22 protein-coding genes and 5 pseudogenes are annotated in these 25,469 nt (G+C 72.5%); 13 read left to right on the top strand and 14 right to left on the bottom strand.

Annotation, left to right across the window (positions count from 1 at the left end; translation table 11 throughout):
- Window position 1 precedes the first annotated feature (1 nt).
- Both DK389_RS23810 and DK389_RS35760 read left to right on the top strand, forming a co-directional pair.
- Window positions 2-775 (top strand): annotated as a pseudogene (locus DK389_RS23810) (hydantoinase/carbamoylase family amidase); the annotation flags it as partial.
- Window positions 730-1,236: a M20/M25/M40 family metallo-hydrolase gene (locus tag DK389_RS35760; RefSeq protein ID WP_418292075.1), complete on the top strand. Its 507-nt coding sequence runs from the start codon at window positions 730-732 to the stop codon at window positions 1,234-1,236. The pseudogene DK389_RS23810 and the gene DK389_RS35760, both read left to right, overlap by 46 nt.
- A 137-nt stretch (window positions 1,237-1,373) precedes the next feature.
- Here DK389_RS35760 and DK389_RS23815 read toward each other — a convergent pair whose 3' ends face one another.
- From DK389_RS23815 to DK389_RS23830, 4 genes and pseudogenes are all read right to left on the bottom strand, one after another.
- A complete protein-coding gene (locus tag DK389_RS23815; RefSeq protein WP_109893319.1) occupies window positions 1,374-2,723 on the bottom strand; it encodes an 8-oxoguanine deaminase in 1,350 nt (449 codons plus the stop codon).
- Between the two features lie 46 nt (window positions 2,724-2,769).
- Window positions 2,770-4,404 (bottom strand): HAL/PAL/TAL family ammonia-lyase, encoded by a 1,635-nt coding sequence (locus DK389_RS23820; RefSeq protein WP_109893321.1) that lies wholly within the window; start codon window positions 4,402-4,404, stop codon window positions 2,770-2,772.
- Between the two features lie 5 nt (window positions 4,405-4,409).
- Window positions 4,410-5,309, bottom strand: a pseudogene (gene puuE, locus DK389_RS23825) (allantoinase PuuE); the annotation flags it as partial.
- 49 nt (window positions 5,310-5,358) lie between these two features.
- Window positions 5,359-7,163: pseudogene (locus DK389_RS23830) on the bottom strand (adenine deaminase C-terminal domain-containing protein).
- 335 nt (window positions 7,164-7,498) lie between these two features.
- Between DK389_RS23830 and DK389_RS32795 the strand changes: the two are divergent.
- Entirely contained in the window at window positions 7,499-7,753 is a 255-nt protein-coding gene (locus DK389_RS32795; RefSeq protein WP_162560811.1) for a DUF6894 family protein, read from the top strand.
- 98 nt (window positions 7,754-7,851) lie between these two features.
- The gene (locus tag DK389_RS32800) at window positions 7,852-8,535 is read left to right on the top strand and encodes a putative 2OG-Fe(II) oxygenase (protein ID WP_162560812.1); all 684 of its coding nucleotides are present in this window, start codon (window positions 7,852-7,854) and stop codon (window positions 8,533-8,535) included.
- Window positions 8,536-8,606: 71 nt separating this feature from the next.
- Here DK389_RS32800 and DK389_RS23840 read toward each other — a convergent pair.
- A pseudogene (locus DK389_RS23840) lies at window positions 8,607-11,389 on the bottom strand (molybdopterin-dependent oxidoreductase).
- On the bottom strand, window positions 11,386-12,201 hold the full coding sequence (locus DK389_RS23845; RefSeq protein ID WP_109893327.1) for an FAD binding domain-containing protein: 816 nt from the start codon (window positions 12,199-12,201) through the stop codon (window positions 11,386-11,388). Before DK389_RS23845 ends, DK389_RS23840 begins: the two are co-directional and overlap by 4 nt.
- A gap of 158 nt (window positions 12,202-12,359) precedes the next feature.
- On the opposite strand from DK389_RS23845, the gene DK389_RS23850 reads away from it, so the two are divergent.
- Both DK389_RS23850 and DK389_RS23855 read left to right on the top strand, forming a co-directional pair.
- Window positions 12,360-12,590 (top strand): hypothetical protein, encoded by a 231-nt coding sequence (locus DK389_RS23850; protein WP_109893329.1) that lies wholly within the window; start codon window positions 12,360-12,362, stop codon window positions 12,588-12,590.
- Window positions 12,587-12,877, top strand: a complete 291-nt coding sequence (locus DK389_RS23855; RefSeq protein WP_109893331.1) for a hypothetical protein — start codon at window positions 12,587-12,589, stop codon at window positions 12,875-12,877. The genes DK389_RS23850 and DK389_RS23855 overlap by 4 nt, the downstream gene beginning before the upstream one ends.
- Window positions 12,878-12,884: 7 nt before the next feature.
- On the opposite strand, the gene DK389_RS23860 is transcribed toward DK389_RS23855, so the two are convergent.
- From DK389_RS23860 to DK389_RS23870, 3 genes are all read right to left on the bottom strand, one after another.
- Window positions 12,885-13,880: a hypothetical protein gene (locus DK389_RS23860; RefSeq protein WP_109893333.1), complete on the bottom strand. Its 996-nt coding sequence runs from the start codon at window positions 13,878-13,880 to the stop codon at window positions 12,885-12,887.
- 90 nt (window positions 13,881-13,970) lie between these two features.
- Entirely contained in the window at window positions 13,971-15,011 is a 1,041-nt protein-coding gene (locus DK389_RS23865; RefSeq protein ID WP_162560813.1) for a TAXI family TRAP transporter solute-binding subunit, read from the bottom strand.
- A 263-nt stretch (window positions 15,012-15,274) separates the two neighbouring features.
- A complete protein-coding gene (locus DK389_RS23870; protein ID WP_109893337.1) occupies window positions 15,275-15,601 on the bottom strand; it encodes a hypothetical protein in 327 nt (108 codons plus the stop codon).
- Between the two features lie 508 nt (window positions 15,602-16,109).
- Between DK389_RS23870 and DK389_RS23875 the strand changes: the two genes are divergently transcribed.
- Complete coding sequence (locus DK389_RS23875; protein WP_109893339.1) at window positions 16,110-16,895, top strand: BA14K family protein; 786 nt, start codon at window positions 16,110-16,112, stop codon at window positions 16,893-16,895.
- A 140-nt stretch (window positions 16,896-17,035) separates the two neighbouring features.
- Window positions 17,036-17,275, top strand: a complete 240-nt coding sequence (locus tag DK389_RS23880; RefSeq protein ID WP_109893341.1) for a hypothetical protein — start codon at window positions 17,036-17,038, stop codon at window positions 17,273-17,275.
- A 159-nt stretch (window positions 17,276-17,434) separates the two neighbouring features.
- On the opposite strand, the gene DK389_RS23885 is transcribed toward DK389_RS23880, so the two are convergent.
- From DK389_RS23885 to DK389_RS32805, 4 genes are all read right to left on the bottom strand, one after another.
- A complete protein-coding gene (locus DK389_RS23885; protein ID WP_109893343.1) occupies window positions 17,435-17,878 on the bottom strand; it encodes a PRC-barrel domain-containing protein in 444 nt (147 codons plus the stop codon).
- Window positions 17,879-18,259: 381 nt separating this feature from the next.
- A complete protein-coding gene (locus DK389_RS23890) occupies window positions 18,260-18,544 on the bottom strand; it encodes a hypothetical protein (protein ID WP_109893345.1) in 285 nt (94 codons plus the stop codon).
- Window positions 18,545-18,565: 21 nt separating this feature from the next.
- On the bottom strand, window positions 18,566-18,823 hold the full coding sequence (locus DK389_RS23895; protein ID WP_109896788.1) for a DUF6894 family protein: 258 nt from the start codon (window positions 18,821-18,823) through the stop codon (window positions 18,566-18,568).
- A 173-nt stretch (window positions 18,824-18,996) separates the two neighbouring features.
- Window positions 18,997-20,049, bottom strand: coding sequence for a calcium-binding protein (locus tag DK389_RS32805; protein WP_162560814.1), 1,053 nt, complete (start codon window positions 20,047-20,049; stop codon window positions 18,997-18,999).
- A gap of 432 nt (window positions 20,050-20,481) precedes the next feature.
- On the opposite strand from DK389_RS32805, the gene DK389_RS23905 reads away from it, so the two are divergent.
- The 5 genes and pseudogenes from DK389_RS23905 to ureG all read left to right on the top strand — a co-directional run bounded on the left by DK389_RS23905 (window position 20,482) and on the right by ureG (window position 24,618).
- On the top strand, window positions 20,482-21,102 hold the full coding sequence (locus tag DK389_RS23905) for an urease subunit gamma (RefSeq protein WP_109893347.1): 621 nt from the start codon (window positions 20,482-20,484) through the stop codon (window positions 21,100-21,102).
- Between the two features lie 4 nt (window positions 21,103-21,106).
- Window positions 21,107-22,833: pseudogene (gene ureC / locus DK389_RS23910) on the top strand (urease subunit alpha).
- A 3-nt stretch (window positions 22,834-22,836) separates the two neighbouring features.
- Window positions 22,837-23,328, top strand: a complete 492-nt coding sequence (locus DK389_RS23915) for an urease accessory protein UreE (RefSeq protein ID WP_109896790.1) — start codon at window positions 22,837-22,839, stop codon at window positions 23,326-23,328.
- The gene (locus DK389_RS23920; protein WP_109896792.1) at window positions 23,285-23,995 is read left to right on the top strand and encodes an urease accessory protein UreF; all 711 of its coding nucleotides are present in this window, start codon (window positions 23,285-23,287) and stop codon (window positions 23,993-23,995) included. Before DK389_RS23915 ends, DK389_RS23920 begins: the two co-directional genes overlap by 44 nt.
- Window positions 23,996-24,003: 8 nt before the next feature.
- Entirely contained in the window at window positions 24,004-24,618 is a 615-nt protein-coding gene (gene ureG, locus DK389_RS23925) for an urease accessory protein UreG (RefSeq protein WP_109893349.1), read from the top strand.
- Between the two features lie 31 nt (window positions 24,619-24,649).
- Here the strand turns inward: ureG and DK389_RS23930 are convergent, their stop codons facing one another.
- The gene (locus tag DK389_RS23930) at window positions 24,650-25,378 is read right to left on the bottom strand and encodes a DUF4198 domain-containing protein (RefSeq protein WP_109896794.1); all 729 of its coding nucleotides are present in this window, start codon (window positions 25,376-25,378) and stop codon (window positions 24,650-24,652) included.
- Between the last annotated feature and the right edge of the window lie 91 nt (window positions 25,379-25,469).

The following is a 25,469-nucleotide window of genomic DNA, read 5'->3' on the forward strand; positions in this document are numbered from 1 at the left end:
CGTGAGCCTCTTCGCCGCCGGGATCCAGGCCCGCCTCGACGCGCTGGCAGCGATCAGCGCGGAGGCGGGCGCCCTCACGCGGGTCTATCTCAGCCCCGAGCAGGCCCGCGCCGACGCCCTCGTGGGGGCGTGGATGCGCGAGGCAGGCCTGAGCCCACGCCTCGACGCCGCCGGCAACTTGATCGGCCGCGTCGAGGGGCGCGCGCCCGGCGGGCCGGCCCTGGTGCTCGGCTCCCACCTCGACACGGTCCGGGACGCCGGCCACTACGACGGGCCGCTCGGGGTGCTGACGGCCCTTGCCTGCGTCGCGGCGTGGCTTCGGGAGGACGGGCCGCCCCCCTTCGCCGTCGAGGTGGTGGGTTTCGCCGACGAGGAGGGGACGCGTTTCGGCTCCACCCTGATCGGCAGCCGGGCATTTGCCGGCTGCCTCGATCCGGCGCTGCTCGCCGCGACCGACGCGGCGGGGATCAGCCTCGCCGAGGCGCTCCGGACGTTCGGCCTCGACCCGGACCGGATCGGGGAGGCGTCGCGCCGGCCGGGCGACATCCTCGGCTATCTCGAACTGCACATCGAGCAGGGGCCGATGCTGGAAGGGGCGGGCCTGCCGGTCGGCGCCGTGACCGCGATCAGCGGCGCGACGCGGCTCGCCGTCACGCTTCGCGGTGAGGCGGGCCATGCCGGCACGGTGGCGATGGCGGGCCGGCGCGACGCGCTCGCGGGCGCCGCCGAATGCGTGCTCGCCGTCGAGGCGCGCTGCCGGGCGGAGGCCGGTCTGGTGGGGACGGTGGGCACGGCCGAGATCCGCCCCGGCGCCGTCAACGTGATCCCGGGGAGGCCCGCTTCAGCCTCGACCTGCGCGCGCCGGACGATGCGCGGCGCCTCACCGCGCTCGCCGACATCGAGGCGGCTTGGCGCGCCATCGCGGATCGCCGCGGCCTCGGTCTCGCGACGATCCGGACCCACGAGGCCGCGGCGACCCCTTGTGATCCGTGCCTCACCGAGGCGGTCGCGGAGGCGATCGCGGCCGAGGGGCACGCGGTGCTGCGCCTGCCGAGCGGGGCGGGGCATGACGGCATGGCGGTGGCGGCGCTGGCGCCGATCGCGATGATCTTCGTGCGCTGCCGCGGCGGCATCAGCCACAACCCGGCCGAGTTCGCGAGCCTGCCCGATATCGAGGTGGGGGCGCGGGTGATGCTGCGGACGCTGCGGGCGCTGGGCGCGGACCACGTGCGATGAACGAACCGCCACGGTTCACCTCTCCCGTTCGGGAGAGGTCGCGTGCGCGTCAGAGCACCGGGTGAGGGACACAGGTCTTTCCGGAGATGTCACACCCCTCACCCCAACCCTCTCCCGAACGGGAGAGGGCGTTTGCCTCATACGCCCCCGAACAGCGTGCGGGCGAGGCGCGAATGTTCTTCCCGCAGACGCCCAGTGTCGACCCCGAGGGGCTCTCCGTCGAGGACGCGCCAGCGCCCCGCCACCATCACCCGGTCGGCCCGATGGGCGCCGCAGAGGATGAGGGCGGCGAGCGGATCGTGGGCGCCCGAGAAGCGCAGTTCGTCGAGGGTGAAGAGGGCGAGGTCGGCCTCGCGGCCTGCCGCGATGCGGCCGATGTCGTCGCGCCCGAGGCAGCGGGCGGAGCCTTCGGTGGCCCAGCGCAGGGCATCGAGATGGGTGACGGCCTCGGCCCCGTACGTCAGGCGGTTCAGCATGACGGCGTGGCGCACGCCCTCGATCAGGTTCGAGTTGTCGTTCGAGGCGGAGCCGTCGACGCCGAGGCCCACCGGGCTGCCCGCCGCCTCCAGCTCGCAGGTGCGGCAGCGGCCCGACGCCAGCGTCATGTTCGAGGTCGGGCAGTGGCAGACGCCGACGCCCGCCCGGCCCAGGCGGGCCACCTCCGAATCGGTGAAGTGGATGCCGTGGGCGAGCCAGACCCGCGGGTTCATCCAGCCGACCTCCTCGAGGTAATCGACCGGCCGCTGACCGAACACCTCCAGGCAATAGGCGTCCTCGTCCAGCGTCTCGCCGAGATGCGTGTGCAGGCGGCAATCGTGCGCGTCCGCCAGCCGCGCGCTCTCCCGCATCAGGCGCTTCGTCACGTTGAAGGGCGAGCAGGGAGCGAGACCGATCTGCACCATCGCCCCGGGACGGGGATCGTGGAACAGGCCGAGCACCCGCTCGCTGTCGGTGAGGATCGCGTCGTCGTCCTGCACCAGCGTGTCCGGCGGCAGGCCGCCCTCGCTCTCGGACAGGCTCATCGAGCCGCGGGTGACGACGGCGCGGATGCCGAGCGCGCGGGCCTCCTCCACCTGGATGTCGACGGCGGCCTCCAGCCCCTTCGGGTAGAGGTAGTGGTGGTCGCCCGCCGTGGTGCAACCCGAGAGCAGGAGTTCGGTGAAGGCGAGCCGGGTCGCCAGCCGGAAAGCCTCCGGGTTCAGCTTGTCCCAGACGGGATAGAGCGCCTTCAGCCAGGGGAACAGCGGCTTGTTGATCGCGGCCGGGTGGGCCCGGGTCAGGGTCTGGAAGACGTGGTGGTGGGTGTTGACGAGGCCCGGGATCACCACGTGGCGGGAGGCGTCGACGGTCTCGTCGACCGGCGCCGAGGGCCGGCCGCCCGCGGGCACCAGCTCCGCGATGCGGCTTCCCTCCACCACGATCCCGCCGCCCGCCCCCTCGGCGAGGATCGCCAGCGGGTCCCTGATCCAGAGGCGCGTTGCCGTCATCCCATCCTCGTTGCTGGTCGCCCGGCGCGGGCGGTCGCGATCCTGTCTATTCGAGTTCGCCGACCGCGTCCTCGACGGCCGCCAGGATCGCGCCCGAGCGCAGGAGCGCCAGCGCCCGCTCCATCTCCGTGTGGTACCAGCGGTCCCCGTCGAGCGCCGGCGGGATCGCGGCGCGCACCGCCTCCAGCGCCGCCCGGCTGCCGCGCCCGAGCGGATGATCGCGAGCGAGTTCGGCGACCAGGGTCAGCGCCTGGGCCGCCATCAGGATCTCGCCCGCCACGATCGTCTCGACGTTGGTGACGATGGTGCGCGCCTTTCGCCCGCACCAGGTCGAGTTCGAGACGTGGTCCTCGGCGTTCGACTTGCCGGGGATCGAATCGACCGAGCCCGGCGTGGCGAGGGTGCGGTTCTCCATCACCAGCGCCGAGAGCGTGCACTGCACCGTGGCGAAGCCCGTGTTGAGGCCCTTCCTGCCGGCGAGCAGGTTGCGGGGGAGACCGTAGCTGAGGGTCGGGTCGATCAGGCGGGCGAGCCGCCGCTCGGAGATCGCCCCGAGGTCGGTCGCGGCGATGGCGAGAAGATCCATCGCCTGCGCCACGTAGGCCCCGTGGAAATGCCCGCCCGAGATGCAGGCGTAGCCGCCCGCATCGGGGAAGATCAGCGGGTTGTCGGTGGCCGCGTTGATCTCGGTGCCGATGATGCCGCCGATATAGGCGAGCGCCTCGCGAACCGGCCCGTGCACCTGCGGCGCGCAGCGCAGGGAGTAGACGTCCTGCACCCGTGGCGGCGGGGCTTGGCCCGGCTGGCGACCCTCCTCGGGGAAGATTGTCAGCCGCGCGCCTTCCGTGCAGCGCTCCGAATCGCCGATGAGACGCAGCACGTTGCGCGCGCTCGCCGCCTGACCCGCGTGTGGGCGGGCGCGGTGGAGACGGGGGTCGAAGGCGGCTTTCTCGGCGCGCAGGGCCTCGAGCGTCAGCGCCAGAGCGATCTCGGCGTGCTTGAGGACACGCTTCATGTCCTCAAGCGCCAGCACGCCGAGAGCGAGGGAGACGGTCGAGCCGTTGATGAGCGCCGAGGCGTCCTTGGCCTCCAACGGGAAATCGGGGTCGAGCCCGGCGCGGGCGAGCGCCTCGCGGGCGGGCAGGCGCTCGCCCTGGAAGATCATCTCGGCCTCGTCGAAGCCGCAGATCGCCCCGGCGAGATGGGCGAGCGGCGCGAGGTCGCCCGAGGCGCCTACCGACCCCTTCTGCGGGACGATGGGCACGAGGCCGGCATTGAGGCAGGCGAGCAGCCGGTCCACCACCGCGACCCGCGGCCCCGAATGGTTCGAGGCGAAGGCGTTGGCGCGCAGCAGCATGGTGGCGCGCACCACCTCCGCCTCGAAGGGCTCGCCCGTGCCGGTGGCGTGGGCGTAGACCGTGCGGCGCTGGTATTCCTCCATCTCGGCCATGCGCACGCGCTGGTCCTTGAACAGGCCGACGCCGGTGTTGAAGGCGTACATCAGCGGCGCGTCGTCGGTCATGAAATGCGCGTCGATGTAGGCGCGGGTCGCGCTCACTGCGGCGCGGGCACCGTCGTCGAGGGCGGCCACGGCGCGCTCGCCCGCGGCGTCGGGCCGGGCGACGGCGAGGATGCCCGCCGGAGCGAGGCTGTGGCCGTCGATGATCGTGGTCGTGCTCATGCGGCCGGCGGGTGGTTGGCGATCCAGTGGCGGGCGATGTCGATGCGGCGGGCGACCCAGACCCCGTCATGGGCCGCGACGTGGTCGAGGAAGCGCATGAGCGCCGCGATCCGGCCCGGGCGCCCGACGAGGCGACAATGCAGCCCCACCGACATCATCTTCGGCGTCTCGGCGCCCTCGGCGTAGAGCACGTCGAACGTGTCGCGCAGGTAGGCGAGGAACTGGTCGCCGGAATTGAAGCCCTGCGGCGCCGAGAAGCGCATGTCGTTGGCATCGAGCGTGTAGGGCACGACGAGGCCCGGCCCCTTCGGCCCGGGGATCCAGTAGGGCAGGTCGTCGGCGTAGGAATCGGCGAGGTAGACGAGATCCCGCTCCATCGCGAGGTCGCGGGTATGGACCGAGAAGCGCCCCGTGTACCAGCCGAGCGGCGCCGCCCCCGTCGCCTGCGCGTGCAGGCGGATCGCGGCGTCCATGTGGGCCGCCTCGTCGTCGCGGGAGACATGGGCGTAGTCGATCCATTTGAGGCCGTGGCTCGCGATTTCCCAATCGGCCTCGCGCATGGCGGCGACGGCTTGCGGGTTGCGGGCGAGCGCCTGCGCCACGCCGAACACGGTGACCGGGACGGCGCGGCCCGTGAAGAGCCGCCACAGCCGCCAGAACCCGGCGCGCGAGCCGTACTCGTAGATCGACTCGACGCTCATGTGGCGCTCGCCCGGAAAGGGCAGGGCGCCCACGATCTCGCTGAGGAAGGCTTCCGATGCCGCGTCCCCGTGCAGGATGCAGTTCTCGCCGCCCTCCTCGTAGTTCAGCACGATCTGGAGGGCGAGGCGGGCGCCGCCCGGCCAGCGGGCCTGCGGCGGCTCGCGGCCGTAGCCGATCAGGTCGCGCGGGTAGGTCGGGTCCATCGGCACCTCCCGATCGAGGATGGGGCAGGGGCAGGCCCCCGGTCGCCGCTCACGGCTCGAACAGCGGCACCTGCCGCATCTCCGGCACGAGGACGAGACCCATGTCGGTCAGGCGGATCTGCGGGATCACCGAGAGCGGGATCAGGTTGAAGCCCATGTAGGGGATGGCGCAGCCGGCCCGCGCCCAGGCTTCCTTCAGGTCGCGCATCTCGGCCGCGACCTGCCCGACGCGCTTGTCCGAGAGGAGGCCGGCCACGGGCAACGGCACCATCGCGACGACGATGCCGTCCTCGACCACGCAGACGCCGCCCTGCTCGGCGGCGAGCGCCGCCACCGCGACGCGCATGTCGGCCGCGTCGAGCCCGGCCACGACGATATTGTGCGCGTCGTGGCCGACGCTGCTCGCCACCGCGCCCCGCGTCAGCCCGAAGGCCCGCAGGAGCCCGTGCGCCACCCGGCCCCGAGCCCGTGCCGCTCGACCACCGCGACGTGGCAGAGATCGTGCGCCCGCAGCGTCTCGGCCCAATCGGCGCCGGGCGTGAGCGCGACGCGCTCGTGGACGAGCTCGATCCCGGGCAGCATCGTGCGGATGGCGTTGACGGTGCAGGGTCCGGCCGGCAGCGGGGGCACGAGGGCGGGGAGGGGGTCCGGCAGATGCACGGTCGCGTAGGCGGCGCCCGGGTAGCGGTAGGGCCGGGAGAGGGCGGCCTCCAGCCTCGGCGTGATGCGCCTGTCCTCCACGACGAGTTCGCCGCCGTACCACGTGGCCTGCGGGATGAGGTCGTCGTCGAGGAGCACGAGGTCGGCCCGTCGCCCGCCGCCGAGCCCACCGACCTCCCCGTCGAGCCCGTAGCGGGTCGCCGGGTGGAGCGATCCCATCGCCCAGGCCGCGGGCTTCGGGATGCCGTGGCGCGCGGCCTCGCGCACCACCCAGTCGAGGCCGTAGGCGAGGAGATCGTCGGCATCCCGGTCGTCGGTGCAGGCGCAGACCCGCTTCCAGGCGGCGCCGTACTCGGTCACGGTGCCGATCGCCCGCGGCAGGCTGTGCCAGGGCGTCGTCGGCGGCCCGCCCCGCAGGAAGATCCAGAGACCGGCCTCGAGGAGGTCGTCGGCGATGTCGCGGTCGATCGCCTCGTGCGTGTCGGTGACGCCGCTCGCCGCGTAGGGCGCGACGAAGTCCCGCCCGAAGATGTGGCCCGAGACCGGGCGCCCGCGGGAGAGCGCCGCCGCGATGATCGCGTGGGCGCGGGCGTCGCCCTCGGCCACCGCCACGAAATCCATCTTCTCGCCGAGCGCCAGCGCCTCGGGCCAGGCATCGAAAAGGGCGGCGATCTTGTCGGGCGTCAGGTCGCCCCCGCGTTTTTCGATGTCGGGGCTGGTGGCCGGCACCGTGCTCGGCACCGTGAGGAAGATGTTGAGCGGCGCCTCCCGGGCATCCTCCAGCATCCAGGCGACGCCCTCCGCGTCGAGGACGTTCCCGATCTCGTGGCTGTCGCAGACGATCGTCGTGGTGCCGTTGAGGAGCGCGGCCTCGGCGTAGGCGCAGGCCGTGACCATGCTGCTCTCGATGTGGAGATGCGGATCGACGAGGCCCGGCGCGATCAGGCCCCCCTGTGCGTCGTAGCGCGCCGCGCCGCCCCGATGGCTGCCGGCGGGCTTCACCGCGGCGATGCGCCCGCCCGCGATCCACACCTCGCGGTCGGGCAGGATGCGCTCGGAATAGGTCGAGAGGATCCGCGCGCCGGTGACCACGCGATCGGGCTCGGCCCGGCCCGCGGCGACGTCGGCGAGGCGGCGTGTCATCGCCGCGAGCGGCGCGACGGCGAAGCGGTTGAGCGGCGCGGATTGCGTCATCGGGTCCTTCGATCCTTGAGACGCCCTGACGGGGCAGCAATCATGCCACGGGCGTCCCTTGAGCGGTACATCGCTGTCCGTCACCGCCGCGGAGGACCGATCGCAGGGGAGTGAAGCAGCTTGGCCGGGCAGCATCCACGCGTTTCGAATTCCGTATTCGTGTTTCGACCAACGCAGAAAGGTCCGAGCGCAAAATGTAATTGCGCACAAATTTTCTGATCATCCACGGTGTTTTGCTGTGATCCTGCGCGCGGAATACGTGGGGGATCGGCAAATGTTAGTGCCTGAGCCGGACAGTCACTGCTACCAGACGCCTGCCGGGACATCAGGTCTCGATGACGATCCTGCGCGGGGGTGGCGGAGAGATGGCGCGTTTCTTCTTCGATGTGTGTTCGCAGAACGAGCGGATCTCGGATCTGGAAGGGTCGTTCTGCAACAATGTCGGCTTGGCCTACCGGGAGGCGCAGCAGATGATTCGGCAGATGCTGAGCGCCCCGAACCAGACCGGGTTCGACTGGACCTCGTGGTGGGTCGAGGTGCAGTACGCGGATCGGACGACGCTGTTCCGGGTGCCGTTCTCGCTGGGCTGAGCGCCCGCCCCGGCCTCTCGCGGGGCTTTGTCTCTGGCGGGGCCTTGCCGGGTCGCGCTATGACGGGCTCCGGCGCGCGAGACGCCGCGGGAGCTGCGATGACCGGCGGGACGGACGAGGTGCACAGGCGCGAGGCGGCGCACAAGCGGCGCGCCCTGCGCAAGTACGAGGCCGCGCTCGCGCCGCCGGGCCGGGACGGCGGCGAGCCGCCGCTGGAGATGTTCTCGCCGTTCGGCCCGATGATCGCGCGGACGCGGGTGCCGGCGGATCTCCTCGCCCATCTCAACGCCTTCGCCGACGGCGAGGCGGCGTCGGGGGGTCGCGAGTTCCTGGTTCCCCCGTCCGTGGCCTGCGCCGGAGGCGCGTCCTCGCTCGTCGCCGTCATCGAGGACCGGCTCCGGCGCTACGTGCTGGCGGCGGAGGGCGTGCCGGCGAAGCGGATAGCGATCGACCGGATCTGGATCGTCAGCCAGTTCGCCGCCACGCCGAGCCCGGTGCATTTCCACTCGGGCGACCTCTCGGGCGTGCTCTACCTGAAGGCGCCGGAGCCGCCGCCGGAGAGCGAGCTCGACAGGACCTACATCTCCGGCCGGCAGGCCGGCTACCTGAACTTCCTGACCGGCGGCAAGCAGCGCTTCGCCAGGACGCTCCTCAGCGTGCCGCCGGAGACGGGAGTGCTCTACACCTTCCCCGGCTGGCTCCTGCACGGCGTCGAGCCCTTCACGGGGCCCGGGGAGCGGCGCTCGCTCTCCTTCAACGCGAGCGCCGAGGCGGAGACCTGAGGCGAGCGGCCCGTTCCCGGCCCGGATCCCCGGTCCGCCGTCGGTCCTGGCGCCCGGGACAGGGCGGATGGTCAGGGGTGCCGGGCGCCGGCGTCCTCATCTCCTTGCGCCTCCAGCGCCGCCATCACCGCGCGGAAGATCCGGTCCGGCGCGAAGGGGGTCGCGGTCAGCCGGGCGCCGGTGGCATCGCGGATGGCGTTGGCGAGCGCGGGCGCCACGGGGTTGAACGGCGCCTCGCTCATCGATTTCGCGCCGAGCGGGCCGATCCGGTCGTGGGTCTTCGCGAACAGCACTTCGCTGCGCGGCACGTCGGCGATCGCCGGGATGTGGTAGGCGCGGAAGCTCCCGTTCGCGACGCGGCCCTCCCCGTCGATGCGGACCTCCTCGTAGAGGGCGGCGCCGAGCGCCTGCGCGATGCCGCCCTCGATCTGGCCGCGGCACTGCATCGGGTTGATGACGCGCCCCGCATCGGCCGCCTGGACGCTCTTCAGGACGCGCACCTCGCCCCGCGTCGGGTGCACGGCGACGCGGAAGGCCTGGACGTTGAAGGCCACCGAGCGCGGCGTGCCGTCGGCGAAGCCCTCCGCCGCCGGAGGATCGTCCGCGGCCAGCTCCGCAAGGCTCATCCGCCCCGCCCCGCAGGAGACCGCGTCGGGCCCGAGACGGCAGGCGGCAGGGTCCGCGCCGAGCCCGCGCGCCGCCCGGTCGCGGATCGCGGCGGCGAGCGCCTCGGCGGCGCGGAGCGCCGCCTGCGCCCCACCACCGTGCCGGTGCTGCCGTAGGCGCCGGTGTCGTGATCGACCGCGTCGGTGTCCGAGGCGTGGAGGCGGATCCGGTCGGGATGCGTGCCGAGCGCGCGCGCCGCGATCTGGGCGTGCACCGTCGCGGTGCCGTTGCCGAACTCCGCCGTGCCGATCGCGAGGCTGTAGGTCCCGTCCGGCTCGAGGCGGATGCGCGCCTGCGCCCGGTGGCCGCGGGGCGGTACCGTGTCGATCATGGCGAGCGCCATGCCGGTGCCGACCCGCCATTCTGGGCCGGGCGGCGCCTCGCCAGGATCGGCCCGGAGCGCCGCGGCGGCGAGGTCGAGGCATTGGTCGAGGCCGTAGCTGCCGTATTCCACGTCGCGGGGCTCCAGGCTCGTCGAGACCATCGGGTCGCCGGGGCGCACGACGTTGCGGCGGCGCATCTCGAACGGGTCGAGCCCGAGCATCCGGGCGAGGTCGTCCATCGCCGATTCGAGGGCGAAGATCGTCTGGCTGAGGCCGTAGCCCCGGAAGGCGCCGGCCGGCAGGGTGTGCGTGTAGGCGCTGTACCCGTCGACCCGCTTGTTCGGGCAGCGGTAGACGCCGATCACCTCGTTGCAGCCGTGGTGGATCACGCCGCCCGCGTGGTTGCCGTAGGCGCCCGTGTTCGCGAGGACGTCGAGGGCGATCGCCGTGAGCGTGCCGTCTGCCCTGGCGCCGAGGCGTACCCGCACCCGCATCGGGTGGCGCGTGGTGGTGGCGGCGAATTGCTCGGCGCGGGTCAATTCCCACTTCACCGGGCGGCCGGTCTTCAGGACGGCCAGCGCGACGAGATCCTCGGTCAGCATCTCCTGCTTGCCGCCGAAGCCGCCGCCGACGCGGCCGGCGAGAACCCGCACCCGGGTCCGGTCGAGGCCGAACAGGGTGGCCAGCGCGTCCCGCGTCAGGAATGGGACCTGCGTCGAGGAGCGGATCACGAGGCGGCCGTCCCCGTCGAGCCAGCCGACCGCGCCGTGGGTCTCCAGATGCGCGTGCTGCACGCGCTGGGCGAAAAAGGTCGCCTCGTGGACGCGGTCGGCTTCGGCGAACCCCGCCGCGACGTCGCCGATCGCCCCGTGCACCTCGGCCGCGAGGTTCGGGTGGGCGTGGAGCGGCGGCGCGTCGGCCCCGGCCTCCGTCGTCCCCCGGTCGGCGGGATCGTGCACGAGGGGCGCGTCGGGCCGCAGGGCCGCCTCGGGGTCGAAGACCGCCGGTCGGAGCGCGTAGCGCACAAGCAGCGCCCGGCAGCCGGCCTCGGCCGCGGCCTCGCTCTCGGCCACCACCGCGGCGACCCGCTGGCCGGCGAACCTGACCACTCGGTCGAGGAGGCTGGTGTCGGCCGCGTCGTCCTCCGGGATCTCGTGGCGGCCGGTCGAGAACAGGCGGTCCGGCGCATCGGCGTGGGTGAGCACCGCCACGACGCCGGGGACGGCGAGGGCATCCGCGGTCTCGATGCCCTCGATGCGGGCATGGGCGTGGGGGGAGCGGAGCACCTTGAGGTGGAGCAGCCCCGGCACAGCGAGGTCGACAGTGAAGGGCGCGGTGCCGGTGACGACCGCGCGGGCGGCGGGGGCGGGACAGTTCCGCCCGACCGGGTCGGCCTCCGCGGGATCCTCCGCGTGGCCGACCCCGTCGATGGCGTCGCGGATCGCCCGGTAGCCGGTGCAGCGGCAGAGATTGCCCTTCAGGGCGTCGTCGAGATCGCGCGCCCGCCCCTGGTCGAGCGCCGCCGCGGTCATGATCAGGCCGGGCGTGCAGAAGCCGCACTGGAAGCCCTGGGCGGCCAGGAACGCCTCCTGCATCGGGTGGAGCGCGGCGGGCGGCGGGGAGCCCGGCGTGCAGGGGCCCGCGAGGCCCTCGATCGTCGTGATGGTGCGGCCCGCCGCCCGGAAGGCCGGCAGCAGGCAGGCGTGGATCGGCTCGCCGTCGAGATGGACCGTGCAGGCCCCGCAATCGCCCGCGTCGCAGCCCTTCTTGACGCCGAACCAGCCGAGTTCGCGCAGCAGCGTGCGCAGGCACTGGCCGGGACGCGGCGCCGCCTCCTGGGCGAGGCCGTTGACGGTGAGCCTCATCGGGAAAGCTCCGCGCGGATCTCCTCGGCGAGAGCGTGCGTCACGTGCCGCCGCCAGTCGGGAGCCCCGTGGACGTCGTCGTACCAGACATCGTCGGGGATCGCCGCCGCGAGGGCCGCCCGGAGGGTCCCTCCGTCCGGCGGCTCGGGGAAGGCGAGGCGGACCGGGCGCCGGGTCGAGGCGGTCACCGTGAGGGCGAGGGCTCCGCCCGGATCCCGCGTGCCGATCAGGAGGGCGCCGGAGCGCCCGTTCGGGCAGAGCGATGCGCGCCGGAAGGCACTGCGCCGTCTCAGAGCCGCGGCCGGCAGGTCGATCCCGAGCAGGAGCTCGCCCGGGCGGAGCGCGGTCTCCAGCGGGCCGCGCACGAGGTCGAGGACGGAGAGGCGGCGCCGCCCGCCATCCGCGCCCTGCAGGCGGCAGGTCCCGTCGAGGGCCGCGGTGAGCGCGATCATCGGCCCCGCGGGCAGCGCGAGGCAGAGGTTCCCGCCCACGGTCGCGCGGTTCTGGATCTTGAACGAGCCGAGGAGCGCCCGGCAGCATTGCCCGACGAGGGGCGCGGCGCGCCAGTCGGGCGGCAGGTCCAGCCGGTCGAGGGCGGCGAGGGTGCAGGTCGCCGCCAGGCTCAGGCCCTCGGCCGAGATCTCGGCCGCGGGCCAGCCGAGGCCGCACAGGTCGATCAGCCGTCGCGTGTCCGGCTGCGGCTCGGAGAACAGCCAGGTCCCGCCCGCCAGGAAGGCGTCGCCCGCCTGCCAGGGCGGCAGCGCGTCCGCGCTCGGCGGCACCACGACGCTTGCGATCGTGTCGAGATCCATGGAGCGAGCGTAGCAAATCTCCGTCCACTCGGCCTGCCGCCCTGTCCGCCACGAACCGCGGATCGTGCCGCGCTCTGGCCTTCCCGCACGGATTGCAGGATGCTGACGGACCCGGAACGCGCGGGGGACCCGAGACTGAGCGAGGGGAGGCCGCGAACGTGGTGCCGCACCGGAGGAAAGAGCAGCCGAGCGAGGCCGAGGCCGCCCGCCATCCCGACGCGATCGCGGGGCAGGCGCTTCTGGAGGAGCGGTTGCGGCGCCTGAGTCCGGACGATCGGACCGCCTTCGAGGAGGCCGTGCGCCGTTGCTTCGCGAGCGCTGCATCGGAGGAGGCCGAGGGGCGCACCGCGGAGGAGGGGCCCGGCGCGGCCGGCCGAGCGTCCCGATGACGCTCACGCGCTGCCGGCGCTGCCGCCAGCCGATCCTCACCGATGCCCGCTGCTGCCCGCATTGCGCGGTCGCGAATCCGAGCCGCAGGCGCCGCCGTGGCCGCGCCCTGCTCCTCGGCCTCCTGGCCATCGCCGCCGGCCTCGCGGGCTACCGCTACGCCGCCGGCCCGTCCCCGGACCGCGGCGCGCCCCCGGCGACCTCCGCGAACGTCACCACCATCCCGAAGACGGTGCAGGGCGGGCCGATCCGGCGCCATCCCCGCGAGGGGGAGGCGAGCCCGCGCTGACGGCGCCTCAGCGCCGCCGCGCCTCGAGCTCGGCGGCCTTCAGGTACCAGCGCTCGGCCTCCGACCGGCTGCCCTCCAGCCCGACGATCGGGAGGGTGCGCAGCACGCCCTGATCGTAGCTGCGGGCCATGCCCCGGGCGCCGCGCGCGTCGCCCTCCGAGGCGACCCGCTGGAAGAACAGGCGCGCCGCCGCGACCTCGCCCGCCGTCAGGAGCTGCTCGCCCCGCGCCACGAGGGCGTCAAGCTTCGGGTTGGGCTCCCGCGCGGCGGGGGGAGGGGCCGGCGCGGGCTCGGGCTCGGCCGCCTGCGGGCTCGCCAGCGGCGGGAAGGCCGTGACCCGGGCGGGGCCGCCCTCCTCGCCGTCGCCCGAGGTCTTGCCGCTCGCCGCGAGGCGCTGCCGGAGGGCGGCGGTGTCCGCGGGGGCCTCGTCGACGGGCGCCGCCGCCTGCGCGGGCTGCGCCGCTTGGACGGGCTGCGCCGCTTGGACGGGCTGCGCCGGCTGGACGGGCTGCGCCGGCTGGACGGGCGCGGCCCGGTCGGCCTTGGCCGGAGGCGCCTCGGCGGCGGGCGTGAGGGTCGCGGTCGTCAGAGCCTCGCCGGCGGGCGCGGAGGGGCGCGCCCGCTCCCCGGTTGCGGCCGGCCGCGAGGATCCGCTCCGGCCGAGCATCTGGAATCCGGCGAGGCCCGCGAGGCCGGCGAGGCCGAGGGCGATCACCGCGACGGGCCAGCGGCGCCGGCCGAAGGTGTGGCGGATCGCGCGTCGGGTGGCCCCGTCCGCGATGAAATTGTCCGGCGCCGAGAGGGCGGAGCGCGCGGCCTCCGGGGGCTCAGTGGCGTAGCCGCGCATGTCGACCGGCTGGTCCTTCGGCCCGAACCGGCGCAGGAAATCGATGTCGGTCTCCTCGGTGCCGGAGCCCTGGAAGGGCCCCACCGCCTGCTCCGGGAACAGGGTGTGGACCTCGCCCTTCGGCTCGGGCAGCGGCTTCTTGTACGACGCAGACATCCGCAAACTCCTCCCTGACGCACGCTGCGTCCCGTTCGATCCCCCGCCTCTCTGGCCGGCTTGTCGCCGGCTCTCCTCTCGCCCGTGTCCTTAGCGCGCCCCGCCGCCCGCCATCGCCGTGCCGGTTCCCGTGCCGCCCGCGGCCTGGCGCACGCGCTCGTCGAGGGCCTGCTGCGCGGGCTTGAAGCGGCGCCATTCCGGCAGCGCCGCGGCGAGGTTGACCTCCCGCCATTTCGGGTGGCGGCCGGGCGCCCGCAGCCGGTCGAAGCCCGCGAACAGGGCGGCCGTGAAGGCCGCGAGCTGGCGATAGCGGTCCGTCCGCTCGGCCCAGTCGAAGGCGACGAGCACGGCGGCGACCGCGACCGTGTCGACGCTCTCCTCCCCCTTGATCAGGGCGGGATACTCGGCGTGCCCGAGGCTTGCCGGGTAGAAGATGTCGCCGAGGCCGGGCTCGTAGGGCACGGGCAGGAAGTGGAGGCCGTCCGCCTCCGCGAGTCCCGCGTAGAGCGCGCCGGGCTTGCCGGTGAGGAAGAAGCTCGCGGCGATGCCCTCGGCCTCCGCGCCCCGCATCCGGGCCGTGGCCTCGGCCGGGCCGAAATTCGCCTCGGTGAAGCGGATGCCGAGATGCTGGAGCACCCGGCGGGCGACCTGCTGGGTCGAGCTGCCGGCCTCGCCGAGATTGACCACCTTGCCGTCGAGGTCGGTCAGGTGCGCGATGTCGGCCCGCGCCAGCGCGTGCAGCTCCACATTGTGGAGCTTGGCGATGTAGACCACCTGCCGGCCCACATCCTCGGTCTCGGCCTGCTTGAGGTCGGCGGTGGTGAGGATGCCCATGTCGACGCCGCGGGTGCGCAGCACGTCGGTGATCGCCCGCTCGCCGCCCGCGCCGACCACCGCCTGGAGCCGCGGGCCCTCCCCGCCGAGCCCGGTCGTCAGGTCGTAGGCGGTATCGAGGGCCGTGCTGCCAGGCTCGCCCGAGACCAGGGTGACGGTCCGCACGGACGGCACCGGGGCTGGCCTCGACCGCGCGGATTTGGCGCGGGCGACCGGCGGCCGGGTCGCGGCCGGCTGGACGGTCCGGGCGGGCGTGTCGAGGAGGGATTGCGCGGCGGCGGGCGAGCCGGTCGTCACCGGAGCGGCGAGAGCAAGCGACAGCAGCAGCGCCGCGGCTGAGCGGACTGTCCTCGATCTCGCCCAAGCGTTCGATTGTCTCAAACCGTACGCTACCGGCCGATCATCATGGCTCTGCGCAAGAACATTCATCGACGCACTGACATACTGTTATGTCGTGCGCTCATCTAATCGGTGTTTACTGTGGCACGCAATCCTGACCGTCCGCGGCCGCACACCGCGTTCCGAGGCACGGCCTCTCCCTTTGGCGGTGGGGCTGCCCCTTAATTGCCGATCCGGAGCGGCGGCGTCCGGCCGGTCCCGGTGCCCGGGCGCTCCCGCCCCGCCTCCCGCTCGATCGCCACCGTCCACAGCCGCCAGGGGGCGGCGAGCGGCAGGAACTCGGCCTCGTCGAGCGTCCAGGTAGGCTCGCCCTCGGCGCAGACGCTCATGCGGAACGGGCCGCCCGTCGGCGGGCCGATCAGGACCACCGTCAGGGTGTTCTGGCCCTCGTGCAGCCACGGCGTCACGTCGTAGGTGAAGCCGTCGAGCGACGGATCCAACCCTTCGAGCGCCGGCTGCGTCACCGCGTAGGTGTTGAGACTGACCATAGCGCGACCCCCCGCACCCCACAGCGTGAGGCGCAGCCGATTCCCGGCTCGCAAGTGCATGATGTGCCCCTTAACCCTAGAGGCACACTGTCTGCTTCGTGAGTTTTCCACAACGGGAACGTGTGGCGAACGGGAATTCTTCATCGTTGATGTTGCGGGAAGGTTGCAGCACGCGCGTCGGCGCACCTAACATTTGAGGATCCGACCGGTATCGCGGGGGGTGCGACCTCTCGACTTCGCGATACGGAAATCCCCCGATTCGAGCGCCGCCTCGTCAGGTTCCGGCCTGTCCGGAGACGTGCGATAGCGTACGATTGCAGGGCGGGATGCGCCGGATGCGCGCGCGGCGGACGTCTTTATTTCATCGGACGGGGCCGAACCGCCGCCGAGACGGCACGGGTGCGGTCTTCCGGAGCGGCCTTCCGCTGGGACGGAAGGTAGCAAGAACCCGGTCCGGATCGACGCGTTACCCCGCTGACGAATTGTGCGGACAACCAGGGAGATTCTCATGAAGCGCTTCTTCGCCCATCGATTGCTTGTCGCCTCGACTGTTCTCGTCGGCACGCTCTCCCTCGTGCCGGCCGGCGCCCAGGCGCAGCAGGTCGGCGGCTTCAGCACCGCCCGGGCACCGATGGCCGGCGGCGCAGGCCTCGGCGGCGGCGGCTTCCGGGGCGGCGGAGCCGGGATCGGCGGCGGCGGCTTCCGCGGAGGCGGGGCCGGCATCGGCGGCGGCGGCTTCCGTGGGGGCGGAGCCGGGATCGGCGGCGGCGGCTTCCGCGGCAACACGGCCGGCCTCGGCGCGGGCGGGTTCCGCGGCGGCGGGGCGGGCCTCGGCGCGGCCGGCTATCCGCGCAACACCATCGCGGCGAGCGCCGGACTCGGGGATTCGCGGCGGATCGGCGACGTCGGGGTCGGGGCGGGCCGGGTGGCTGGCGGCGGATTCGCGGGCCCGCGCGGCGGCTACGGCTACCGCCAGGGCTGGAACGGCAACCGCTACGGCTATCGCCGGGGCTACGGCTACGGAGTTGGCGGCCTGGGCCTCGGTCTCGGGCTCGGCCTCGCTGCGGGCTACGGCTACGGCGGCTACGGCGGCTACGCCTACGACCCCTACTATTACGGCGGCTACGACGGCGGCTACGCGCCGGCGGGCTACGCCTACGAGGAGGCGCCGGTCGCGCAGGCCGCCGAGGCGGGAGCCGACCAGGTCGCCTATTGCCGCCAGCGCTTCCGGTCCTACGACGTCCGCACCGGCACCTATCTGGGCAATGACGGCCGCCGCCATCCCTGCCCGTAACCGGCACGATCCGCGGACCTGACCGACGGCCCCGCGCGCCTTGCCGCACGCGGGGCCGTCTCGCGTCTCGTCCAGGCGGTTGCGCGGCCCGGCACCCGCTGTAGGCTCGGGAGATCGATCGGATTCATGCGGAGTGCGAGATGACGCCGGAGCAGGCCGAGGCGGTCGCCGCGGCGGACAACGCCACGATGGCGATCCTGAACGCGCTGATCGCCTTCCTGGAGAAACAGGGAGCGATGCGGCGGGAGGATTTCGCGGCCTACTTGGAGGCCGCGATCACCGGCTGGCGCGCCGAGGGGGCGGACGAGAAGCTCGTGCGCCTGATCACGATCAAGGCCCGCGGCATCTGCGCGAGTCCGCCGACCTCGGTTCAGAACTGAGAGCGCCGTCCGCCTGCCCGCTCGACCCGTCGAGCGCGGGTCCCCTCTCGTTCTGAGAGGGACAGGGTGAGGGGTGCGACCTCTCCGGATAGACCTCCACCCCTTTTCCGGTCGGCTTCGCCGTCTCGACCTCTCCCGAACGGGAGAGGTGGGCCGCCGTTACGGCCGGTCCTTGCCGAAGGGCACGTCGGTCGCGCGGCCGGTTTCGGATTCCCAGTAGGGCTCGGTGTTGAAGTAGCTGTGGACGTGCTCCTCCCAGGCGCGGTCGAAGGGCCCCTCGTCCCGGCCGGCCTCGTTGCGGGGGGCGGCGTGGAGCTGCGCGTCGGTGATGTCGAGCTCGTAGGCCGAGAGCGCCGTGCTGTAGCGCAGGAGGCGCCAGGGCAGGGCGTATCCCTGCTCGGCACGGTCCGGGGCAGCGGCGAGGTTCAGGATCGCGTAGACGACTTGGCCGGAGGGCTTGTCGATCATCAGCCGGGCGATGGTCCCGACATGGCTGCCGTCGCTCCGGCGGACATCCGTTCCCTCGACTCGGTCGCTCGCGATCAGGTTGGCGGCCTGCACCGCATCGCTGCGTGCGTCGAGGCCGACATCGTCGAAAGCCATGGATCCCTCCGGTTCGCGTGCTCCGCTGAACCCGGGGAACGCCGCCCGAAATGGCCGGGTTCCGAACGGCCGGCCGCAGCTTGACCGTAGCTCCAATTCGCTCGGCGACCATCCGAACGGGTTATATTCAAGCGCCGTCAGGCTGCGTACAAAGTACCCAGCCCCTCAAGATATCGACAACGATCCCTCCAGTCGTCGGCACGCCGACCGGCTCTCATCGGAGTTCTCCAGCGATGCGCGAGAAAGCCCCGTGGATCATGTTGATCGCGCTTCTCAAGACGTCGCTGGGTGTGACCGCTTGGTCCGCCTGGGAGATCCTGAGCCTCGTCGGCTGATCTCTTCGAGCGGACCGACCGAATACGGGATCGACGCGCGCTATCCTCAGGCGGCGAGAGCCATCTCGGCGTGGTCCGGCTCAGAGACCGCGAGCCCCAGGAAGGCGCGCACCGCCTCGAGCGTCGGGAAGGCCATGAATTCCGGCCGCAAGGGCGCCGGCAGCCCCTCGAAGGTGAGGCTGCGATACGTGTCGGGGTGCGGATAGAGCTGGTAGGGCTCGCCCGGTCCCATCGGCGCGAACAGGATCGCGGCCTTGGTCCCGCCGTGCCGCACCAGATGCGTCGCGCCCTGGCCCAGGGGCTCGATGGCGTAGGAGGCTCTGCGTCTCATCGCTCTCTCTCGGGTCTCGCGTCAGGCTGCCAGGGGGGCGGGCACGACGGCCCGCACGTCCTTGAAGGCGAGGGTAAGGGCGCGCCGCCCGCGCGGATCGTGCACGTCCACGATCCAGTCCGACCAGTCGAGGCCGCGGCCGACCCGCTCCATGGCGAGCCGCGCGGCCTGCTCGGCAAACGCCCAGAGCTGCGTTTCGGACGGCACGCGCACGCCGAGCGTGTCGATGATCGCGACATGCCCGTCCGTGCAGTGAAAGCGGTAGACCCGAGCGGTCATCCACATCTCTCCACAGCCTTGTGAGCGCTCCCGCATCCGTCTCGTTGACGCCGGCCGCGCCCTGTGTGTTCCTGATTTGTTCTTTTACCGGATGCGCGATTCGCCTGCAACCCGGGGGCGAATATGCCGCGCTCCGGGGCGGGGGCCGGGATCAGCCGGCCCCCCTTCGCGCCTCAGACGAAGGCGAAATTCTCCGCCGTGAGGTTGGCCAGGACCACGTCCTTCAGGATGAGCAGGTCGGGGCTGCCGTGATGGTCGTGCCAGGACCCGTGTCCGCCGCGGTCGTCGTCTCCGCCACGGCCGTCGTCTCCCCCGCGGCCGTCGTCCCCGCCGCGCTCGCCGCGCTGCCAGCCGTGATGGCCGTCGTCGCCTTTCCGGTGATGGGGGATCTTGATGACGACGTCCTCGCCCACCTGACGCGCCGCCGCGAGCACGTCGTTGAAATCCTCGAAATCGCGGTCGGACAGGCGGATGACGTCGCGCTCGACGGGGCTCGCGCTGCCGCTGCCCGAATCCGCCGCGCCGTCGGCCGCGTCGGCCCCGGACTCGTCGCCGTCCAGATCGTCCTGCCCGTCCTGCGCGCTCGCGGCCTCGTCGCCGGCCGCCGCCACCACGACGGGCGTCCCGGTGTGGAAATCGGTGATCGTGTCGGTGCCGTAGCCCTTCTTGAACACGAAGATGTCGTCGCCGCGCCCGCCCGTGAGGGTGTCGTCGCCCTTGCCGCCGTCGAGGAGATCGTCGCCGCGGCCGCCGCGGCCGACATCGTCGCCCTTCTGCAGGTAGAGCTTGTCGTCCCCGCGCCCGCCGCGCACTGTGTCGTCGCCGGGCCCGGCATAGATGACGTCGTCGCCGGCAAAGCCCCGGAGATCGTCGTCGTTGGGCCGGTGCTGGTTCGCGATGATCCGGTCGTCCCCGCTCGACAGGAAGCGCAGCACCGCGAGCGGCGTCGGGAGCTCCGCGATGTCGGCGACCGAGGCTTCGAGCCCGCGGGCGGTGTAGAGGATGTGGTCGCCGTCCGAGACCTTGTAGGAGTCGAGCGTGCCGCCGGCGAGGCGGCCGTCGGGTCCGTAGGTGAAATCGCTGCCGCGCAGGGTCACGATCAGATCATCCGTACGGACGCGGAAGATTTCATCCGAATCCTTGACGATGTCTCCCGTCGCGATGACGGTCAGAGCTTGCGTGAATGCATCGAGAGACGCCGGTGCCTTGTCGATGAATCGAGCCATGGCTTCGTTCTCCTGATTTTTTTGAAGAGATCTTTCGGCGAACGGAGGTTTCGTTCGAGCGAGATGCCGGAACCCGCCGCGGGACGCATCACGAGACGAGCGGCCGCACTGCACTCAGGCCGTGCTTGGGAAGGACAACTCAGTGAACGAAGCTGCTCTTGAGGCAATAGATCTGTCAATCTGACTTGTTTCTATGTTTGTTTCGCACTGACATTTATCAATCTAAGCTTGCTCAGGAAAAATTGCTTCACTCAATCAGGCGAAAGCTTGGCCTTTACGCAGCCGGCGCGGCGCGGGCCCTGCGCCCGGCCGCCCGGGGCAGGGCCCGGCGGCGTCCGCGCGACCGGCGGGCGTCCTTGATCTTTGCCCTCGCATGATCCTTGCTCCCTCTGGGACCGCCCGCTCCGGCCCGCTCCAGAGGGAGAAAAGCCCATGCTCCTGACCCCCCGGGAGAAGGACAAGCTTCTCATCGCCATGGCCGCGCAGGTCGCGCGGAACCGGCTGGCGCGGGGCGTGCGGCTCAACCATCCGGAGGCGGTGGCGCTGATCACGGACTACGTCGTCGAGGGCGCCCGCGACGGGCGCAGCGTCGCCGACCTGATGCGGGCGGGCGCACAGGTGCTCACCGTCGACGAGGTGATGCCGGGCATCGCCGAGATGATCCACGACATCCAGGTCGAGGCGACCTTCCCGGACGGGACCAAGCTCGTCACCGTCCACCACCCGATCCGCGGGGCGCCCTCCGAGGACGTGCCGGGCCGGATCGAGACCCGTCCGGGCATGATCGCGATCAACGCGGGCGCGTCGCGAATCGTGATCGCCGTGGCCAATGCGGGCGATCGTCCGATCCAGGTCGGCTCGCATTATCACTTCTACGAGGTCAACCCGGGGCTGCGCTTCGACCGGGAGAAGGCGCGGGGCCGGCGCCTCGACATCGCGCCCGGCACCGCGATCCGCTTCGAGCCCGGCGCCACCCGGGAGGTGACCCTGGTGCCGCTCGCGGGCGCCCGCACCGTCTACGGCTTCCGCGGCGCGGTGATGGGGACGCTCTGATTCCATGACGGACGATCCGCGCCCCGCCACCCTGTCCCGCGCCGCCTACGCCGACATGTTCGGCCCCACCGAGGGCGACCGGATCCGTCTCGCCGACACCGGCCTCTGGATCGCGGTCGAGCGCGATCTGACCACCTACGGCGAGGAGGTGAAGTTCGGCGGCGGCAAGGTGATCCGCGACGGGATGGGCCAGTCGCAGGCGACGAACGCGGCGGGCGCCGTCGACACCGTCATCACCAACGCCGTCGTCCTCGACCATTGGGGCGTGGTGAAATGCGACGTCGGCCTCGTGCGCGGCCGCATCGCCCGGCTCGGCAAGGCCGGCAACCCGGACATCCAGCCGGGCGTCGACATCGTGATCGGGCCGGGGACCGAGATCATCGCCGGGGAGGGCAAGATCCTCACCGCCGGCGGCTTCGACAGCCACATCCACTTCATCTGCCCGCAGCAGATCGAGGAGGCGCTCTGCGCCGGCTTCACCACGATGCTGGGGGCGGTACCGGGCCGGCGCACGGCACCTTCGCCACCACCTGCACCCCCGGCCCCTGGCACATCGCCCGGATGATCGAGGCGGCGGACGCCTTCCCCATGAACCTCGCCTTCGCCGGCAAGGGCAATGCCTCGCGCCCCGAGGCCCTGGAGGAGATGGTGCGGGCGGGCGCCTGCGCCCTCAAGCTCCACGAGGATTGGGGCACGACGCCCGCCGCCATCGACACCTGCCTCTCGGTCGCCGACGCGCACGACGTTCAGGTCATGATCCACACCGACACCCTGAACGAGTCGGGCTTCGTCGAGGATACGATCGCGGCCTTCAAGGGCCGCACCATCCACGCCTTCCACACGGAGGGGGCCGGGGGTGGGCACGCCCCCGACATCATCAAGGTGGCGGGGCTGCCCAACGTCCTGCCCTCGTCCACGAACCCGACCCGGCCCTACACGAAGAACACCATCGACGAGCATCTCGACATGCTCATGGTCTGCCACCACCTCGACCCGGCGATCCCGGAGGATCTCGCCTTCGCCGAGAGCCGGATCCGCCGGGAGACGATCGCGGCCGAGGACATCCTGCACGACATCGGCGCGCTCTCGATGATGTCCTCGGACAGCCAGGCGATGGGCCGCGTCGGCGAGGTCGCGATCCGCACCTGGCAGACCGCCTGCAAGATGAAGCGCCAGAGGGGCGCGCTGCCCGGCGACAGCTCGGGCAACGACAACCTGCGCGCCCGCCGCTACATCGCGAAATACACGATCAACCCGGCGATCGCGCACGGCGTCTCGCGCCACATCGGCTCGGTGGAGCCGGGCAAGCTCGCCGACCTCGTGCTCTGGTCGCCGGCCTTCTTCGGGGTGAAGCCCGACCTCGTGCTCAAGGGCGGCATGATCGCCGCCGCGCCGATGGGCGACCCGAACGCCTCGATCCCGACGCCCCAGCCCGTCCATTACCGCCCGATGTTCGGCGCGTACGGCCGCGTGCCTCACGCCACCGCACTCACCTTCGTCTCGAGGGCGGCCGTGGAGGATGGCTTGGCCGCGCGGCTCGGGGTCGGCAAGGAGCTCGTCGCGGTCGAGAACGTGCGCGGCGGCATCTCGAAGGCGAGCATGATCCTGAACGACGCGACTCCCGTCATCGAGGTCGATCCCGAGACCTACGACGTGCGGGCCGACGGGGAACTCCTCGTCTGCGAGCCGGCCGACAGCCTGCCGATGACGCAGCGCTACTTCCTGTTCTGAGCCATGATCCGCGCCACCCGAATCCTGCGCGCCCACGCCATCGGCTGGGGCGAGATCGTCGACCGCATCGTCCTCGATCACGGCGACCGGCACCGCCGCCGCGTGGCGATGCGGGGCGTCGGGGGCTTGCCCTTCCTGCTCGACCTCATCGAGCCGGCTGTGCTGGAGGATGGCGACGCGCTCGTCCTGGAGGATGGACGCCTCGTCTGGGTCGAGGCCGCGCCCGAGCGCCTCCTCGAGATCAGGGCGCCGGACCCGCTCGCCCTCAAGCGGCTGATCTGGCACATCGGCAACCGCCACATCCCGGCCGAGATCGCCGAGGACGCGGTCTTCATCGCCGAGGACCACGTGCTGGCCGAGATGGTGCGGGGTCTCGGCGGCACCGCCGAGCCGGTGGAGCGCCCCTTCCGCCCCGAAGGCGGCGCCTATGCAGGCGGCCACGAGCACGGACATGGGCATCACCACGGTAGCCACGCCCACCATGCCCACGACTGACACCCTGCGGCTGCTCGCCTGGCTCTCGCCGGCCTTTCCGGTGGGGGCCTACGCCTACTCGCACGGGCTCGAATGGGCGGTGGAGGCGGGCGACGTCTCCGACGCCGCGAGCCTGGAGGCGTGGCTCGCGGACGCGCTGGAACGCGGCGCCGGCCGCAACGACATGATCCTGGCGGGAATCGCCCACCGGGCCGCTGCGGCCGGCGACGGCGACGCGCTCGCCGCGGCGAACGACCTCGCCCTGGCGCTCGCACCCTCCCGCGAGCTGCACCTGGAGACGAGCCAGCAGGGCCGCAGCTTCCTGGACGCGACGGCGGCGGCTTGGCCGCATCCGGCGCTTCAGGCCGTCTGCGCCGCGCTGCCGGGCCTCGTCGCCTATCCCGTCGCCGTGGGCGCGACCGCGGGCGCCCACGGGCTCGACCGCGACGTCACGGTCGCTTCCTACGGCCTCGCCTTCGTCCAGAACCTCGTCTCGGCGGCGCTGCGCGTCGCACCGATCGGTCAGAGCGCCGGGACGCGGATCGTCGCCGCCCTGAGCCCCCGCGTCGCGGTGCTGGCCGAATCCGTGCGGGAGGCGGGCCTCGACGATCTCGGCACGGCGACGCTGCGGGTCGATCTCGGCTCGTTCCGGCACGAGACCCAATATTCCCGCCTCTTCCGGAGCTGAGACCCGCGATGACCTCTCCGAACGGCCCCCTGCGCGTCGGCATCGGCGGCCCCGTCGGCTCCGGCAAGACCGCCCTGATGGAGCAGCTCTGCAAGCGCTTCCGCGACCGCTACGAGATCTGCGCGATCACGAACGACATCTACACCAAGGAGGACGCCCGCATCCTCACGGTGGCCGGCGCCCTGCCGGAGGAGCGCATCCTGGGTGTCGAGACCGGCGGCTGCCCGCACACGGCCATTCGCGAGGACGCCTCGATCAACCTCGCGGCGGTGGCCGAGATGCGGCGCCGGTTCCCGACGCTGGATCTCGTGCTGATCGAGTCCGGCGGCGACAACCTCGCCGCGACATTCTCGCCGGAACTCGCCGACCTCACGCTCTACGTGATCGACGTGGCGGGCGGCGAGAAGATCCCCCGCAAGGGCGGCCCGGGCATCACCCGCTCCGACCTCCTCATCGTCAACAAGACGGATCTCGCGCCCCTCGTCGGCGCCGATCTCTCCGTGATGGAGGCGGACACGCGCCGGATGCGCGGGGCGCGTCCCTACGTGTTCGCGTCCCTGCGGGAGGGACATGGGGCCGACGCGGTCGCCCGCTTCGTGGAGGAGGCGGGCGGGCTCGGCTGAGCGGCCGGCGACTTGGCGCCGGGCAGGAGGGTCAGTTCGTGCGCGGCTCGGCGGTCGCGAAGGCGAGTGTCGCGCTGAAGGCGTCGGCGTCCGCGAGCGCCGGCGTGCGCGAGGGCTTCACCCGGTGGGAAACGGCGAGCACCTGCCGGCCGCCCTGCGCCAGGGGCACGCGCGCGGCGCCCTCAGCATCCGTCGTCACGCGGATCTCTGCCGCCTCGCCGCTCGCGGCCGCGATCTCGGCACCCGCCACCGGACGCCCCTCGAACAGAACGCGGACGCGGATCGCGCCCGGTTCCGCCCCCGGCGCCTCCAGCGGCACGATCTCGAGGGTCTGGCCGAGCACGCGCTCCCAGGGCGCTCCGGGGCCGGTCACGGCCTTCGCGAACTTCATCGACCACTGGCTGCGCTGCGCGTCCGGCACGGCGCGCCTGTCCGCGTTGCGCTCCCCGCCGTCGCGCAGGCGCACCCAGAAACCGTTGTCGTAGGCGGCGGAGACGAGGACGTCGCCGGAGCCGGCCGGCAGCAGCGCCGCCAGGACCATGCCCTCCGGCCAGGCGCTCAAGGGGGCCTCGCCGCTCGCGGTCAGGGCGGAGAGGCGGACGAGCTTGTCGGCGTTCGGAAGCGTGGGTTCGTGCACGTGGCCGAATTGCACCGCGATCCCGCCGGGCATCGGGGTCAGCCAGAGGTCGTGCGCCTGCGCGGCGGCGGCGGACAGGGCGAAGCCGAGGAAGGGGAGGGCGAGAAGGCGCTTCGGTCGCATCGGGTCGCGTTCACTCCGGGAGTGCGGGGCGTCGATCATCGGGATCCTGGCACACGCTGCAAGCCCGACGCCAGACGGGAGAATCGGCGTC

Source organism: Methylobacterium durans, assembly GCF_003173715.1.
Taxonomy (GTDB): domain Bacteria; phylum Pseudomonadota; class Alphaproteobacteria; order Rhizobiales; family Beijerinckiaceae; genus Methylobacterium; species Methylobacterium durans.

Excerpts from the sequence above, each read along its gene's own strand:
- DK389_RS35760 (WP_418292075.1), top strand. The coding sequence starts at position 730 with ATGCGTGCTCGCCGTCGAGGCGCGCTGCCGGGCGGAGGCCGGTCTGGT.
- DK389_RS23815 (WP_109893319.1), bottom strand. The coding sequence starts at position 2,723 with ATGACGGCAACGCGCCTCTGGATCAGGGACCCGCTGGCGATCCTCGCC.
- DK389_RS23820 (WP_109893321.1), bottom strand. The coding sequence starts at position 4,404 with ATGAGCACGACCACGATCATCGACGGCCACAGCCTCGCTCCGGCGGGC.
- DK389_RS32795 (WP_162560811.1), top strand. The coding sequence starts at position 7,499 with ATGACGATCCTGCGCGGGGGTGGCGGAGAGATGGCGCGTTTCTTCTTC.
- DK389_RS32800 (WP_162560812.1), top strand. The coding sequence starts at position 7,852 with ATGACCGGCGGGACGGACGAGGTGCACAGGCGCGAGGCGGCGCACAAG.
- DK389_RS23845 (WP_109893327.1), bottom strand. The coding sequence starts at position 12,201 with ATGGATCTCGACACGATCGCAAGCGTCGTGGTGCCGCCGAGCGCGGAC.
- DK389_RS23855 (WP_109893331.1), top strand. The coding sequence starts at position 12,587 with ATGACGCTCACGCGCTGCCGGCGCTGCCGCCAGCCGATCCTCACCGAT.
- DK389_RS23860 (WP_109893333.1), bottom strand. The coding sequence starts at position 13,880 with ATGTCTGCGTCGTACAAGAAGCCGCTGCCCGAGCCGAAGGGCGAGGTC.
- DK389_RS23870 (WP_109893337.1), bottom strand. The coding sequence starts at position 15,601 with ATGGTCAGTCTCAACACCTACGCGGTGACGCAGCCGGCGCTCGAAGGG.
- DK389_RS23875 (WP_109893339.1), top strand. The coding sequence starts at position 16,110 with ATGAAGCGCTTCTTCGCCCATCGATTGCTTGTCGCCTCGACTGTTCTC.
- DK389_RS23880 (WP_109893341.1), top strand. The coding sequence starts at position 17,036 with ATGACGCCGGAGCAGGCCGAGGCGGTCGCCGCGGCGGACAACGCCACG.
- DK389_RS23885 (WP_109893343.1), bottom strand. The coding sequence starts at position 17,878 with ATGGCTTTCGACGATGTCGGCCTCGACGCACGCAGCGATGCGGTGCAG.
- DK389_RS23890 (WP_109893345.1), bottom strand. The coding sequence starts at position 18,544 with ATGAGACGCAGAGCCTCCTACGCCATCGAGCCCCTGGGCCAGGGCGCG.
- DK389_RS23895 (WP_109896788.1), bottom strand. The coding sequence starts at position 18,823 with ATGACCGCTCGGGTCTACCGCTTTCACTGCACGGACGGGCATGTCGCG.
- DK389_RS32805 (WP_162560814.1), bottom strand. The coding sequence starts at position 20,049 with ATGGCTCGATTCATCGACAAGGCACCGGCGTCTCTCGATGCATTCACG.
- DK389_RS23905 (WP_109893347.1), top strand. The coding sequence starts at position 20,482 with ATGCTCCTGACCCCCCGGGAGAAGGACAAGCTTCTCATCGCCATGGCC.
- DK389_RS23915 (WP_109896790.1), top strand. The coding sequence starts at position 22,837 with ATGATCCGCGCCACCCGAATCCTGCGCGCCCACGCCATCGGCTGGGGC.
- DK389_RS23920 (WP_109896792.1), top strand. The coding sequence starts at position 23,285 with ATGGGCATCACCACGGTAGCCACGCCCACCATGCCCACGACTGACACC.
- ureG (WP_109893349.1), top strand. The coding sequence starts at position 24,004 with ATGACCTCTCCGAACGGCCCCCTGCGCGTCGGCATCGGCGGCCCCGTC.
- DK389_RS23930 (WP_109896794.1), bottom strand. The coding sequence starts at position 25,378 with ATGCGACCGAAGCGCCTTCTCGCCCTCCCCTTCCTCGGCTTCGCCCTG.